The sequence below is a fragment of the Limosilactobacillus avium genome, assembly GCF_947381485.1.
GTDB lineage: Bacteria > Bacillota > Bacilli > Lactobacillales > Lactobacillaceae > Limosilactobacillus > Limosilactobacillus avium.
This window is the reverse complement of the sequence record NZ_CANCWN010000005.1, coordinates 35,584-49,629: the sequence shown is the minus strand read 5'-3', so window position 1 is coordinate 49,629 and position 14,046 is coordinate 35,584. Positions and strand designations below refer to the sequence as shown.

19 protein-coding genes are annotated in these 14,046 nt (G+C 45.6%); 2 read left to right on the top strand and 17 right to left on the bottom strand.

The annotated features are described in order from the left end of the window. Nucleotides 1–40 precede the first annotated feature (40 nt). Together QOS01_RS03030 and QOS01_RS03025 are read right to left on the bottom strand one after the other, a co-directional pair. Nucleotides 41–1,225: an ATP-binding protein gene (locus tag QOS01_RS03030; protein ID WP_283621046.1), complete on the bottom strand. Its 1,185-nt coding sequence runs from the start codon at nucleotides 1,223–1,225 to the stop codon at nucleotides 41–43. A 351-nt stretch (nucleotides 1,226–1,576) separates the two neighbouring features. Further along, entirely contained in the window at nucleotides 1,577–2,575 is a 999-nt protein-coding gene (locus tag QOS01_RS03025) for a D-2-hydroxyacid dehydrogenase (protein WP_283621045.1), read from the bottom strand. A gap of 218 nt (nucleotides 2,576–2,793) precedes the next feature. Between QOS01_RS03025 and QOS01_RS03020 the strand changes: the two genes are divergently transcribed. Together QOS01_RS03020 and QOS01_RS03015 are read left to right on the top strand one after the other, a co-directional pair. Continuing rightward, complete coding sequence (locus QOS01_RS03020; protein ID WP_283621044.1) at nucleotides 2,794–3,789, top strand: D-2-hydroxyacid dehydrogenase; 996 nt, start codon at nucleotides 2,794–2,796, stop codon at nucleotides 3,787–3,789. Nucleotides 3,790–3,842: 53 nt separating this feature from the next. Next, nucleotides 3,843–4,274, top strand: a complete 432-nt coding sequence (locus QOS01_RS03015; RefSeq protein ID WP_283621043.1) for a EutP/PduV family microcompartment system protein — start codon at nucleotides 3,843–3,845, stop codon at nucleotides 4,272–4,274. 187 nt (nucleotides 4,275–4,461) lie between these two features. Here the strand turns inward: QOS01_RS03015 and QOS01_RS03010 are convergent, their stop codons facing one another. The 15 genes from QOS01_RS03010 to QOS01_RS02940 form a co-directional block, all read right to left on the bottom strand. Continuing rightward, a complete protein-coding gene (locus QOS01_RS03010; RefSeq protein ID WP_283621042.1) occupies nucleotides 4,462–4,725 on the bottom strand; it encodes a helix-turn-helix domain-containing protein in 264 nt (87 codons plus the stop codon). A gap of 111 nt (nucleotides 4,726–4,836) precedes the next feature. Next, entirely contained in the window at nucleotides 4,837–5,097 is a 261-nt protein-coding gene (locus tag QOS01_RS03005) for a type II toxin-antitoxin system RelB/DinJ family antitoxin (protein ID WP_283621041.1), read from the bottom strand. Between the two features lie 154 nt (nucleotides 5,098–5,251). Beyond that, a complete protein-coding gene (locus QOS01_RS03000) occupies nucleotides 5,252–5,788 on the bottom strand; it encodes an NADPH-dependent FMN reductase (RefSeq protein ID WP_283621040.1) in 537 nt (178 codons plus the stop codon). Nucleotides 5,789–5,804: 16 nt separating this feature from the next. Next, nucleotides 5,805–6,359 (bottom strand): cadmium resistance transporter, encoded by a 555-nt coding sequence (locus tag QOS01_RS02995; RefSeq protein WP_283621039.1) that lies wholly within the window; start codon nucleotides 6,357–6,359, stop codon nucleotides 5,805–5,807. A gap of 30 nt (nucleotides 6,360–6,389) precedes the next feature. Then, entirely contained in the window at nucleotides 6,390–7,172 is a 783-nt protein-coding gene (locus QOS01_RS02990; RefSeq protein WP_283621038.1) for a tyrosine-protein phosphatase, read from the bottom strand. A 134-nt stretch (nucleotides 7,173–7,306) separates the two neighbouring features. Beyond that, a complete protein-coding gene (locus QOS01_RS02985; protein WP_283621037.1) occupies nucleotides 7,307–7,651 on the bottom strand; it encodes a BMC domain-containing protein in 345 nt (114 codons plus the stop codon). 28 nt (nucleotides 7,652–7,679) lie between these two features. After that, nucleotides 7,680–8,801, bottom strand: a complete 1,122-nt coding sequence (locus QOS01_RS02980) for a 1-propanol dehydrogenase PduQ (protein WP_283621036.1) — start codon at nucleotides 8,799–8,801, stop codon at nucleotides 7,680–7,682. A gap of 54 nt (nucleotides 8,802–8,855) precedes the next feature. Next, the gene (locus QOS01_RS02975; protein WP_235803748.1) at nucleotides 8,856–9,266 is read right to left on the bottom strand and encodes a heme-binding protein; all 411 of its coding nucleotides are present in this window, start codon (nucleotides 9,264–9,266) and stop codon (nucleotides 8,856–8,858) included. Between the two features lie 117 nt (nucleotides 9,267–9,383). After that, nucleotides 9,384–9,971: a cob(I)yrinic acid a,c-diamide adenosyltransferase gene (locus tag QOS01_RS02970; protein WP_283621035.1), complete on the bottom strand. Its 588-nt coding sequence runs from the start codon at nucleotides 9,969–9,971 to the stop codon at nucleotides 9,384–9,386. 17 nt (nucleotides 9,972–9,988) lie between these two features. After that, a complete protein-coding gene (locus QOS01_RS02965) occupies nucleotides 9,989–10,258 on the bottom strand; it encodes a EutN/CcmL family microcompartment protein (RefSeq protein ID WP_191980298.1) in 270 nt (89 codons plus the stop codon). Continuing rightward, entirely contained in the window at nucleotides 10,246–10,749 is a 504-nt protein-coding gene (gene pduM / locus QOS01_RS02960) for a PduM family microcompartment protein (RefSeq protein ID WP_283621034.1), read from the bottom strand. The genes QOS01_RS02965 and pduM overlap by 13 nt, the downstream gene beginning before the upstream one ends. A gap of 160 nt (nucleotides 10,750–10,909) precedes the next feature. Further along, nucleotides 10,910–11,200, bottom strand: a complete 291-nt coding sequence (locus QOS01_RS02955; RefSeq protein ID WP_272946028.1) for a BMC domain-containing protein — start codon at nucleotides 11,198–11,200, stop codon at nucleotides 10,910–10,912. A 9-nt stretch (nucleotides 11,201–11,209) separates the two neighbouring features. Further along, the gene (locus QOS01_RS02950) at nucleotides 11,210–11,800 is read right to left on the bottom strand and encodes a BMC domain-containing protein (protein WP_283621033.1); all 591 of its coding nucleotides are present in this window, start codon (nucleotides 11,798–11,800) and stop codon (nucleotides 11,210–11,212) included. A 14-nt stretch (nucleotides 11,801–11,814) separates the two neighbouring features. Then, nucleotides 11,815–12,189, bottom strand: a complete 375-nt coding sequence (locus QOS01_RS02945; RefSeq protein WP_283621032.1) for a glycerol dehydratase reactivase beta/small subunit family protein — start codon at nucleotides 12,187–12,189, stop codon at nucleotides 11,815–11,817. After that, entirely contained in the window at nucleotides 12,179–14,029 is a 1,851-nt protein-coding gene (locus QOS01_RS02940; RefSeq protein WP_283621031.1) for a diol dehydratase reactivase subunit alpha, read from the bottom strand. Before QOS01_RS02940 ends, QOS01_RS02945 begins: the two co-directional genes overlap by 11 nt. Nucleotides 14,030–14,046: the final 17 nt, after the last annotated feature.

Below are 14,046 nucleotides of genomic sequence, written 5' to 3'. Positions count from 1 at the left end.
TGAGCACGCAGCCGTTAAGCAGCTGTCATGCTCACGTTTTTTACTTTTCTAACAACCAATCAACAACGTTTTTTTGTTCGATTCCGTTGTCATTGTAATTTCCCGGGTCTTCTGTAAGGAGAACTTTCCGAAAGTTATCTTTAATTTCTCGCAGTCCCCGGACTTCACGCTGGTATGTTTTTTCGTTTTTCACTGATAAAGAAACCTGATAGTAGGTTTTTACACCATTTTTAACTGCTATAAAGTCAATCTCCCGGTTACCAAGGTTACCAACATAAATCTCATTTCCCCGTCGCTTCAACTCCATGTAGACAACTGCCTCTAACCGGCTGCCGAAGTTGGGGCGCTTAGTCCCGATTAGTGCTTGACGCAGAGCCGGATCAACCGGGTAATATTTTGAGTTGACTGTTAGATACTTTTTCCCGCTAATGTCGTAACGATTACAGCGGTAAAACAGGTAAGCATCAATAAAGCCATCCAAGTAGGAAGAAACAGTTGCAGCAGATGTTTTCATTCCGTGGTGGGTCAACACATCAGCAATCTTTTTTGGGGTTACTAAGTTACCTGTCGTATCGGTTAAGAACTGGGCTAGCTCCCGTACGAGCGTCGCGTTAGTCAGCTTCTTCCGTGTCAAAACATCCTTAATCAAAACGGTGTTGACGATCCCATCAACGTACTCATGGTACGTTTCGGTGTTACCTAATGAAACAGCAAAGGGAAAACCGCCATAGTCCAAGTAGCTTTCAAAGGCCAGATCTTTGCCCTGGTTAGTAGTAGGATAAAATTCTTTAAATGACAACGGAAAAACATGCAACTCAATGTAGCGACCAGAAAGTAAGGTTGCAAGCTCACCGGAAAGCATAAAGGCGTTGGATCCAGTAACATACAGGTCAACATTTCTTTTGATAAAAAGGCTATCTAAAACCTTTTCGAAGTGCGGAACATTTTGAATTTCATAGAGAAATATATAGTTCATCTTATCAGGGAGAAGGTGTGACTGAAGATAATCATAGAGCTTATGGTAATCTAACAAATTCGAGATTCCTAAATCTTCAAAATTAAGATTCTGAATTTGCTCGTCCACAACTCCCTCATTCTTTAAACGATCTTGGTACAGCTGGAGAATTGTTGACTTACCTGAACGCCGAACTCCAGTAAGGGCCTTAATAATCTGCTTATTACGGACATCATCAAGCTTATCTAAGTATGAATCACGCGAAATCATCGTTCGGCCTCCCTGAAATCAATTTCATTCTTACTACTTATTATACATTTAAATAAAATGGATTTCATTTTTACCCTAAAAGTGCCGAAAGAATAAAATTTATTTCATTCTTATCGTAAAATCGTTAAAGAAATGAAATCTATTTCATTCTCATTAAAAAAGGGGGGCATAAGTCCCCTATATAGTTAAAAATGCTACAGCGCAGTACACAAAGGGGCTCTAGCGTTCGGTAAATCCGAACGCTAGAGTCCTCTTTGTGCTTTCTAAAGACTAGCTTCGCGTCGACGGGGGTTCCCTACAGGCTTGCTTCGCTTCGAAAGACGAACTAGCAAGCTAGTTCCACTCCCTTTCTTAAAACTCAACTGGCGTTGCGGGCTGTTTTCCCGTCACCATTGCCAAGTTATTATCAAGGGCCTTGTCAACCATGTTGCGGACCGCATGGGTGGTGTAAAAGGCGGTGTGCGGCGTTACCAAGACATTTGGCCGGTGAATCAGGTCGTTCAAACGGGCGTCGGGGAATTCCGCTCCCGTCCAGTCCTGGTTAAAGACACCCACCTCATCCTCGTAGGTATCCAGGACAAAGCCGTACAGCTTGCCACTGTCAAGGGCCCGGATGACCGCATCGGTGTCAACCAATGCTCCACGTGAAACATTTACTAAGACCGCATCGTCCTTCATTTTGGCAATAGTCTCATCATTGATCATGTTGGTGGTTTCCTTGATGGCTGGAACGTGGAGGGAGATGACGTCCGCCTGGGCGTAGAGGTCATCGAGGGAGTCCACGTAGTAACCCTGTTCTTCTAAGAACGGCTTCTTGCGGAGGTCGTAGGCAATCACCTTGGCGCCAAAGCCCTCCATGATTTTCATGTAAACCTGGCCGATGTGCCCAGCACCGATGATCCCCACCGTTTGGTCGCGGACTTCCCGGCCAATTGTTGGGGCCCAGCGAAGGTCACCCTTAGCCACCTTTTCGTCCATTACCTTGGTCTGGCGGAGGATGCGGGCCGTCTGGATGGCGGCGTGTTCAGCGATGGCATTTGGCGAGTAGACCGGAACGTTGGTAATGGTGAAGCCGAGTTCCTTCGCTTTGTCGAGGGCAATGTTATCGATCCCGACATTCCGCAAAGACATCTTGGTGATTCCCAGGTCTGCTAATGCTTGTAAGACTTTTGGCGTGTAGTCCAACTGCTGGTAAACAACCACCCCATCAGCGCCCGCGGCAAGTTTGGCGGTTGCGGGGGTCAGTAACTGGTCGGTGTAGTCAAGGTCAACTTCCGGGTGCTGACCGGCCCACTTCTTCAAGAATGGTTCTTCATCCTGCCGAATACTATATGCAAAAATCTTACTCATTAACAATTTCTCCTTCTCTGGCTATAAAATAAGTGAGTTTAGCCTTTTACCTTAATAATTCTTTATCATTATCCGGAAATTGCTGCCCAAAATCAAGGGGGCAACCGTGTTTTCGCCCGCTGGTCACTTAATTTTATTAAGTTCACCGCTGGTGTCGGCTACTATTGGTTGATATAATTGGTAGTGGAAACGTTCACATTCATGAGGAGGAATTTTAAATGACAAAGATCAAGATGTTTGGCGCCCGCGCCGAGGAACAACCAATCGCCCAACGGTGGGCCCAGTCCCACCACGTCACGGTTGATATGACGGACGAAATCATCAACGAGCAAACCGTCGACGGAATCAAAGGCTATGATGGGGTCACGACCCTCCAAGTTGCGGACCTGCCTGAAGACGCCTACGCAAAACTAAAGTCATTTGGCATCAAACAGGTTGCCCAGCGGAGTGCCGGCTTTGATATGTACGACCTGGCAAAGGCCAAGGAGAACGGTATCATCATCACTAACGTCCCCAGCTACTCGCCGGAATCAATCGCCGAGTATGCAGTGACGACCGCCTTAGACCTGGTCCGGCGGGTGCCGCGGATCCAGCAGCGGGTCAAGGAGCATAACTTCACCTGGCAGCCACCGATCCAGGGACGGGTCGTTGGTAACATGACCGTAGCGGTTATCGGGACCGGGCACATTGGGGCCCTGACCGCCAAGCTCTTCCACGGCTTTGGCGCCAAGGTCGTCGGCTATGATTTTTACCCAAACGACCAGCTGCGTTCCTTCATCGACTACCAGGATTCCGTCACCGCCGCGGTTAAGGATGCCGACATCGTCACCATCCACATGCCCGCCACGGCCGAGAACCACCACATGTTCAACTACGACCTGTTCAAGCAGTTCAAACCGGGAGCCATCCTAATTAACATGGCCCGCGGCGCCCTGGTCGATACGACCGACCTCCTGCGGGCCCTGGACGAGGGCTTGCTAGACTCAGCGGGGTTGGACGTCTACGAAAAGGAAGGCCCGTACGTTCCTAACGACATGCGGGGAAAGCAGATTGACGACGAACTGTTCCAGAAAGTTCTCGATAACGACAAGATCATCTACTCGCCACACATTGCCTACTACACCGATGAAGCCGTCAAGAACCTCGTTGAGGGTGGCCTAGACGCTACGATGGAGGTCCTTGAAACGGGTGACAGTAAATTCCGGGTCAACTAGGGTGAAAGCGCTCTTATTTGTGTAGTATGATGGAGTTGTGAGGTGATATTGAAATGAAACGTGCAATGTTGATTGGTCCCATCGGTTGTGGCAAGACCACGTTAATGCAGCGGCTTAAGAACCAGCAGATCAAGTATGATAAGACTCAGGCGATGGAGTTCTCGGCTAACTTTATCGATACTCCCGGTGAATACATGGAGCACCACAATATGATGCGTTACCTGCGAACAACATCAACTGACGCCGACATCGTGGTCCTCTTGCAGAGTGCGACGGACCGCCGCCTCATCTACCCCGCCGGCTTTTGTTCCGCCTTTCCCAAACCGACTCTCGGCCTGGTGACCAAGATTGACAAGGCCACGGCTGATGATATTGAGTACTCCCGTAAATTGCTACTCAGCGCGGGCGTAAAAAAAGTCATCCCCATCTCATCAATGACGGGGCAAAATATTGACCAAGTACGGGAAGCCCTGGGAAACGATTAGTGGCTGCCGGAGAAGGTCGCCCATCTCTACACAAATAGAAAATAATAAAGACCGGTGAAGGCAGTTGTCCTTCACCGGTCTTTTAGTTCTCCGAATATTACACAGTAATCGCGAGAAAACCAATAATAGGTTTGCTCTGCTTCGAAGCGTGCTCCTAGTGTCTAGCGCCGCGAAGTAAGTCCATCGATTACGGGCAATCGCTGGCCCGTTCAGTGGCAACCAGCCCAAGTCCCTTAGCGTATCGCGTTAAAGTGCTGAAACTAGGGATTGAGGACATGCTTTCAATTTTCGCTAGTTGTGGTTGGCTCATTCCAATACGTTTGGCAAGCTCAACCTGTGAGATTCCTTTCTTGACTCTTTGAGCGTGCAAGTAAGCAAGACTCTCAATAGCAGTCATTTCATCCGACTTAATTGAAGTAAGATTACTCTTCATATCGTTCCACGTTGCCATCATCATTTCCCCTTTCTTTCCAACCAGTCATTTAACCAATCTAATGCTTTTCCAATTTCACGTGGGTCTGCTTTATCCTGCTTCTTCTTAAAATAACTAGTAGGAATAATCTTACTCATTCAACAATTTCTCCAGATCATCATAAGATGAAGCATCTTTAAGCTGGTAATCCTTAAAATCATCAACTGCTTCATTAATAGAAGACATCGTTTCAGCGTTAGGGATTCCCCAATATTTGGGTAAACCATCGTTAGCTACTGATGATAATGTCAGCCGAATAAAACTAGAGATTGATAATCCATGAGCGGCTAACTCTTTACTAGCTTTCTCTTTGACATCAACCGGGACCCAGCTCTCAACTCTTTCGTCCATATCATTTATATTGTATGACGAATATCGCAAGCAAACCAATAGTAATTATGTGAGTAAATCCACTGTCAAACTTTACCTATCTTTTCACTTCATTCTAACCAATCGAACCATAAAAAATGGGCCCACGTCCGAAGACATGAGCCCATTCGATACCTTACTTGGCATCCAGCCCCTTAATAAAGTCATTTAAGGAGTTATCTAGTTCTTTCATTACATCGTGGTTGATCAACCGGTCATCCGCGTCAAAATCCTGCTGAACATTACCAATGGTGATAAACGCGTTCATCACGTCCATCCCCATATACCGGAGCATCTGCTGGATATGGGCGTTCGCGTTGGCCCCACCGCGGCTGCCCGACGAGTCCGTAACCAGTAAAACGGGCTTGTGGTAAATGTGGGGACGCGGCGAAGGTACCGAAACAACGTCAATGGCGTTCTTCAAGCCCCCAGGAATCGAGAAGTTATATTCCTGGGTGACGATGAGGAGTGCGTCCATCTTGTCGATTACCTTCCGGAAGACCTGCCATTCCAGCGGCGGTTTCTTTTCCAGGTCCGGGTTGTACAGGGGCAAAATATCATAATTGACCTGCACGAATTTGACTGCTTGTGACCGCGTCATTAAATGATTAGCAATTTTTTGACTATAAGAATGTTTACTGAGGCTCCCAACCAGGACACCAATATTTACCATCCTATCACTCCCTTACTCACAGCAATGCGGCAATGTGTTCCAGCACCCGGCTGTTAAAAATAACGTAAAGGCCGGCGCAAAAATATATAATTCTGGTACAGTAACTGCTGTACTTTTCTAAAACAAACGTCAATGGCCGGAGCTTTGAAATCAACTTTATCAGGTAGATGGCAATAACTGAGCTCACCAAAAACACTACCGTGATCAGCAGAATAGTCGGCCAGTGGAGCGGCCCCGCCCACGGAATATAGATGGCCAGGTTATCACCACCGAGGCTCAGGCAAAGCAGGAATATTTTAAGCACCCCGTTCTTTGCTTCCTGAACCTCCTGGTCATCCGAACGAAAGGCTAGGTACAAAAGGACGAAGCCCATCAGACCCGTAATCCAATCGGGGAAGATGGTCGTAATGGTCTTGCCCAATGCCACCCCGATTATCCAGAGAACCATTTCGGCCCAGATAAAGCCGATCATTGGTGTGAGGATGTTGTAACGACGGATGACAAATAGCAAAGCAACGAAGGTATCAATATTAATGCCGACGTAAACCATAATGATTGCTAACATGCTCATTAGCCGCACCATCCCCTATCCTGAGAATTATTAATAGCTTAAGCAGCTCCTTTTCAAGGTTTCAACCAGCTCGTTGCTTACGCCCAGCTGCTTTGCGGCGTACGAATCAAAGTCCCCATACAAGTACTTGATTGCTGTTTCGGCGAAGTCGTAGTAGAGCGGCCGCACCGTTGAAATGTCAAAAACTGCCTTTAGGTATTCGGGAGCCACACTAACCTGACGGGCCTCACTCATTCGCTGGTTGACCCGCATGGCCGACAACTTATTCGTCAACAGGTAGTCCTGGCGGATTACCTGGGGGGCGACCCCGAGAAGGTGGAGGACAATCATGGTTGCGATTCCGGTACGGTCCTTTCCCGTGGAGCAGTGAAACAGGACCCCACCATTGGGGAGGGCGGCAGTTAAAGCCGTCAGGAAACGGTGGTAGGACTGCTGGGCTTCTGGTGACGCAACCAGTCTGAGGTAGAGGCGGAGCATGTGCTGGAAACCAGCCTGGGCGTTGTTCACGGGTCCCTTAAAGACCTGTTTGCGGACAACGGCGTCTCCCATTCTTTCCTGCAGGATGGGAATCCGGATAAGCCGCATTGCGGGCAAAAGGTGGTCGGGGTACTGACGGGCTTCTGCAGTGGTCCGCAAGTCGATGATCGTCCGGACGCCATAATCATAGAGATATTGTTGGTCATGGTGAGTAAGGTCCGATAAGTAGCCGCTACGGATAAGTTGATGTTTCTTTACCGTTGCCCCGTCGCCAGTTGGGTAGCCACCAAGGTCGCGGATATTGACGCCGTTGGCAATGTTAAGTTCTTTACTCATAATTATCCCTAATTTCTATGAAAAATAAGGCTGGAAAACGGTAATTCTCCAGCCCCATTTTTGTTTCAATCATTTTTATCGATAACATTAAGGCACCCTAAGATTAAACGGAGGCTTTGCATATAATTAAAACATTACGTCTTCGTTATTTTAGGAATATCGAATCCCAGTAAGTCATGCAACTTAGTGATAACGTTCTTTAGAGCTGATTCGACTTCTGCAACCTCTCCAACTATTACTACTGAGCCGCTGAACCGGTCTATAAACCCAAGCGTAACGCTGCTCGATTTTGTAGCAATATCGCCAGCAATGATTGAAGCCTCACTTGGCGTAATGGTCAAAATACCCAACGCATTCTTAGGCGTTTGGATTCCCAGCTTCTCATAAATGTCGGGAGTAGGATTGGCGACAATATGTGCCAACGTTACCTGTTTACCAGGAACATACTCCTGGATTGTACGCTCAATATTACGACTCATGAATATCCATCCCCATTACAGTACAGTATTAGCGAATAACGGCTTCATATACCTTCTTCAAATCTTCATCAGTTGGGTCAACTGGGTTTGTTGGGAATGTAGCATCCTTCTTAGCGTTAGCAACAACCGTGTCAGCAGCTGCATAGGCGTCCTTAGGGTCTACACCAAATTCCTTCAAAGTCATTGGGCAGTCCATCTGACGAGCCATTTGACGAATCTTACCAATCATCCGTTGAACGGCTAACTTGTCACCAACACTTGGTGCAGCAATTCCAGCCTTCTTAGCTGCAACGGCAACCTTGTGCATTGCGGTCTTTGAGTTAGAAGTGTTGTAAGCAACAACATATGGGAGAAGCATGGTGTTTGCCAGGCCATGAGGAACATGGAAGTTAGCACCGATTTGGTGAGCAATTGAGTGGCAAATCCCTAAGCCGGCATTGTTAAAGGCAGTCCCAGCAATGTTTGATGCTTCGTGAACAATCTTCCGTGCTTCGGTGTTGTCACCGTGTTGGTAACATTCTACCAGGCAGTGAGTAATAACATCAATTGCTTCTTCAGCTAAGGCATCGGAGAACAGTGTTGCGTTAGTAGCAACCAATGCTTCTAAGGCGTGGGTCAAAACATCCATCCCGGAGAATGCGGTAACACTCTTTGGTGCTGTCATAACTAATTCTGGGTCCAGAAGAGCAATATCAGGAGTTAAGTAGTCTTCCAAAATTGGAATCTTCCGCTTTGCTTCAGTATCAGAAACAACAGCCGTGTTAGTAACTTCAGAACCAGTCCCACTAGTAGTTGGAACAGCGATGAAGCACTTGATATCTAACTTACCGATCTTTTCACCAAAGAACCGGATAGCCTTAGCAGTATCAATGGCAGAACCACCACCAATAGCAACCATAATTGTTGGCCGTAACTTCAGGAATTGTTGGATTCCTTCCATGATGTTGGTCAGCGGTGGATCTGGCTTAACGTCAGAGAATTCTTCACACTTGTTAGAAGGATCAATTTCGTTTTCAATCTTCTTCAGTGTTGGTGTCCCTGGCAGAAAGGCATCACAGACCATCAAAATACTTTCATTTTTAAATTCGTTAAGCTTGTTTAAGCTATCAGTACCCGAGTAAATCCGGGTTGGCATACTATATTTTTCCATAAGTTGCCTCCAAAATTAATTCAACGATAAGGGGAATTCGCGTTTGCTTTACTGTTACTTGGTTTCCTTAAGGAATGCAGCAACAGCGGCTTCACAAATGGCTTCGTCTTCTTCAACAAGGCCACCGCTAACACCAATTGAACCAATCATCTTGCCATCAATAACCAATGGAATACCACCAGCAAATGATGCAAGACGACCATCAAGCATGGTCTCCATTTGGTACAGGCCCGCACCTGGTTGGATGTCAGGGCTAATATCCTTAGTTGGTTCCTTCATTGCTAAAGCAGACCATGCCTTCTTTGGAGCAAGTGTGCAACTTACTAAGTTAGCATTTGGCATGTGATAGCTCATCTGAAGGACTTGATTGTTCTTCATAATTGCAATTGTTACACCAACACCAATTTCATTGGCCTTGTCAACAGCTGCATCAATTACGCGTTCCATCTTGTGACGATCGAACATTTCATCGAGTGAGCTTTCCTTAATGGTTCCAGATACGTTTGTTGAAGAACTGCTCTTACTTTGAGTTTCACTCATAATGTTACGAATAACTTTTTTAAGTTGATCTTCATCCATTGTTTAACGCACATCCTTTGAAGCCTGGTAAAGTTGGTAAATCTTAACTACTTTATCAGTTAATTTATTTACATAATCCTCATAGTCTTCTTCACGAGCTATGACATAAAGAAAGTCAGATAAACGGTTAATATAGCGTTCCAATTCTGGGCGGAAGCTTACTGTCCGCGACAGCTTTACAAAATCCCGCTCAGCACGACGGCATACCGTCCGACAAATGTGAAGCTGGGCCCCAGCAACACTAGCTCCCGGCAAAATGAAGCTGTGTACTTTAGGTAGTTTGGCTAAGTACTCATCTATGACATGCTCTAATTGGTGGGTATCATCATCGGTAATCAGCTTGCTGTGCTTAGCAAAGGTTTCAACATTTTCCGTTGCGATTTCCCCCTGCAAGAAGAACATCTTGTATTCTACGGTTTGCAGAAGTTTCTTATTTGCTGGATTTTGGCAGAACTTATCGGCCAAACTAATGTTGGCATTTAGTTCATCAAATGTCCCGTAAGTATCCACTCGCAATGAGTCCTTTTCGACCCTTGCTCCATCAAACAAGCTTGTCTTACCTTTGTCACCACCCTTTGTGTAAATAGCCATTGCGATTCCTCCATTTTTTATTTATCAAAACGATCAATTATTCCGACAATTGCGCAATCAGTGACGTCTTCCGGACTCTTATTAGCCCCCTTATCGGCGCGTCGAGCACCAGCGCCTCTAACGACTAATACATACTCACCAATCCCGGAATTGACATAGTCAGCAGCCACTTCTTCATGACGAATATTCTTCCTGTCAGAGTCAACTGGTTGGACAATCATCAACTTTTTTCCAATTAATGATGGATCTTTTTGTGTGGAAACAACGCTTCCCACTACTTTAGCCATATACAATCTTCTTCAGTCCTAACTTTAACTGTAATACTTTTATACCGACAAATATCTTTTGCTTCATCAGTAAGAAATTGTTTGTAGTACTTAACAAGAATTGAATTGTCTGGAAATGCCGCAATTTCGCCTCTTGAAATGATTCGGCCACGACTTGCAATCAATGGTGACTTATCACCAACAACAAATATGATTGGCCAGTCTAGAACCATCATTCTTGGGATAAAGCTAACCATCTGTTTATCAATCTTAATAAAGAAACGCACACCGTATTTAATCCCTTGTAGAATCCAAGCTACCCAAGGATTATCGTTTTTCATTGAGTACAAATCAGCAATAAAGCTGATTGAAACATCCTCAAGAATGACTTTCTCGTGATTAATAAAGGTTTGCTCATCGGGTGGGTTTATCTGCTGGTTAAAGGTAACGGTCGTTTCACTGCTTTGCCGTTGTTTTAACCGTTGTATAACCTCTTCTATTAGGTCATCCATCAACACACCCCCTAGAGTTTCTTTACAAGATTGGGAGTGGGAAGAAGCCACCACATATGATTTCTCCCCACCCCCGCATAGCTAGGCAAGTATTCCGAATGTTAACTTACTGGTGTTCAGAACCCTGCCAGCTAATGCACCTGTGATAATTCAATTAGAATTATTCAGCGTCGTCGTTAACCTTTGGCAAAATCTTTTCAACTTCGTCGTGTGGACGTGGAATTACGTAGGATGAAACAACTTCACCAACGTTTTCAGCTGCTTGAACACCAGCGTCAACAGCAGCCTTAACGGCACCAACATCACCACGGATCATAACAGTTACCAGTCCGCTACCAATCTTTTCTTGACCAGTCATTTGAACGTTAGCAGCCTTTACCATTTGATCGGCAGCTTCGATTGATGCAACTAAGCCCCGAGTTTCGATCATTCCTAATGCGTTATTCATAATAAATTCCTCCTATTTTTTTAATTCCTTGTAGTGAATGCATTTCTTGTGTGGTTCACCAAGTTTTCTTGGACACTTAGGGTCACCACAAAGATTACAAGTTGCTTTTTGACTATCCTGATTCTTATCGCTACCATTGTCAGCCTCAGCAGCACTATCAACCGAATTATCGTCTGAAGTCTCCGCTGCTGGCTTAGAAGGTGTTGAATCTGTTACCGGTTTTTCTGCAGTTTCCTCTGCAGGAGCGGCAGCTGAAGCAGGCTTTGCTTCCTTCACAGGTTCTTCCTTAACTGACGGTTCCTTGGTACTGTCCTTCTTTTTTAGGAACAGGGCAATATCGGTATTCCCCAATTTGTCGGTTCCCTTTGCTGGACTGCCAAGGACTGTCGATGTGACATAGACCTTAGGCATTGTTTCCTTAATTGTCTCAACTGCAACTGATACAGCAGAAATATCACCAGAAACTTTTACGGTAACCCAGTCAATGCCCATGTTTTGGTGGATACCTTCCAGCTTTACATTCGCTGTTTTTAGCATCCGATCGGCAGCAACAAGTGCACCAGATAATCCATCACATTCTACAAATCCTAAAGATTGCATCATATAAAATCACCTGTTCATCTTGTTTCTTTGCCTTTGTACGTGATTCCTTTAAATGGAATTCCCTTAACAAGGCGGGCAGCATTTGAACCCAGGTCACGTAGCTGTTGGCGATCAGTGATTACTTCGTCAAACAATGGTTTATCTTCTTTAAGGTTCTTATAGTGAACGATAAAGCGGTTGCCATCATTAGCGATTCCTACTGACAGTCGTGAGCTCAATGCCGATTGGTAAGCCCGTTGAACAACATCAGCAACATCAATTTCGCGCGTCGCTGATGGAATTTGTTCTTCTTCAATTCCATTAAAGAGCGGCTTCATATCGGAAGTAACACTAGCACCTGGTTGAAGGCCGAAAATAATTGCCGGACGATCAGTTGCATCAGTTCTCATGCTGCTTCCTTCTTTCCTCTCCGTACCGTAGTACTAATCCAGTAGCAACAGCGTTCCGTGGACCTTCGACACCCCGAACGTTTCCTCGACCAGCAACTAGGTTATAGTGAGCAAGCTCATCAGTAACCAGTTGTGGGATTTCAAAATCAAGGGCGGAACCACCAACAATAACAACATATGGAATATCCCGGATGTTGCCTGTTGGACTAACAATCCGCAGGGCCCGAATAGCATTTGTTACAAAGACACGTTTCTTGGCAGACTGCCGAATCATCTTAACCTTTTCAATGCTTGGATTTCCTGGAATTGGTTCATATCCTTCTGGCTTAATAACTACAACCCGGGCAAATAGCCCTGAATCCAGTGGCTTATCAAAGAATTGAACTGAGCCATCTTCATGACGAATCTGGAACAGGTTCTCAACCTTTGCTAGTGGATAACGTTTAATGTCTTCAGCTAGGTATGGATCTTCAAGCCCTAATTCGGAGTTGATAATCATTGTTACCATATCACCGGCACCCGCCAAGTGAATAGCAACTGTCTTATTTTCCTTATTAATAATTGAAGCATCGGTTGAACCAGCACCGAGGTCAAGGATGGCAATTGGCTTTGTTGTCCCTGGAGTAGTCAATGCTCCACGAATGGCAGATTCAACTTCTGCCCCACCAATTTCAACCTTTGTATGGAATTCTTGCTCAATCAGCTTAGCAATCATTTCCATTTGTAGGTGGTCTGACTTAACCATTGCAGCAATTCCAACCGCGGATTCGTTTGAGAACTCACCAGCAAGTCCACCCCGGACCTTAACAGGAACTTGGGTATCAACCGCCAGCAAGTCTTGGATTGCGATATCCTTATTTTGCTTGCCAGTTAAGTCCGCCATCGTCTGCCGAACCTTCTCAAGCATTCCGCCAACGTTGGTACCGGACTCACCAGTGATATCTTGGATCGACCGAAAATCGGAAACAGTATCCATGATCTTGTTAGCCCCGGCAGCAACGTCAACATCTTCATGTTCACCGTTCGTGCCAGTGATGTTAATCTTACCTGCAGGAATTACCCGCGCCTTAACATCCCCAGCTGGAGTCTTAATAACCACCGCTGAACGGTTACCGATCAATGCCCGTGAAATAGGCACGATGTTCTTCGTTTCCTCTGGCGTTAAGCTGAACAACGTTGCAATGCCATATGGGTTAGACAGTTGTGAAATTACTTGTCCAGGCCCAGCAACTTCAACCGCTGCCAGCATGTTAAGAGGAACCTTATCAATCATGGCAACTTCATCGACAATTGGGATCATCTTATTTAACCGATTATCAATTAAAACACCATCATCGTTTTGCAGGATTGCCGCTGCAATCTTATATCCAGCTGCAACATAAGCATTAATTAGCTTAGCAGCATCTTCGAAGTCGACCTGCTTTGGCACAACCACAATATATGGCTTGCTCTTATCGGTCTTATTAGCTAGTTCAAGAAGTGGGACGGTGTACCCTGCTCCAGTTCCGCGTCCACCAGGCGTATCAGGATTATGGCCAATCATCGTTGATTCCGTAACGACGGTTTCCGTGATGGTTTCCATCGCCACATCACCAATAACTGGTGTTGCTTCGTTAATTCGGATTAAATCAATGTCATCGATTGTAAGATTGGACTTTTTCAATACCTGATTGATTGAATTCCGAATGCCGACAAGGTTCTGTTTCGTTCCTTTAATACCGGTAGTGGCCGCTATTCCAGAATTAATAACATTAACATCACCATTGTCAGCAACATCGGCTAAGGCAACTTCCGTTGAAGAATTTCCAATATCAACACCAATAACTTTTTCCGTTGCCATAACTAAAACTCCCTACT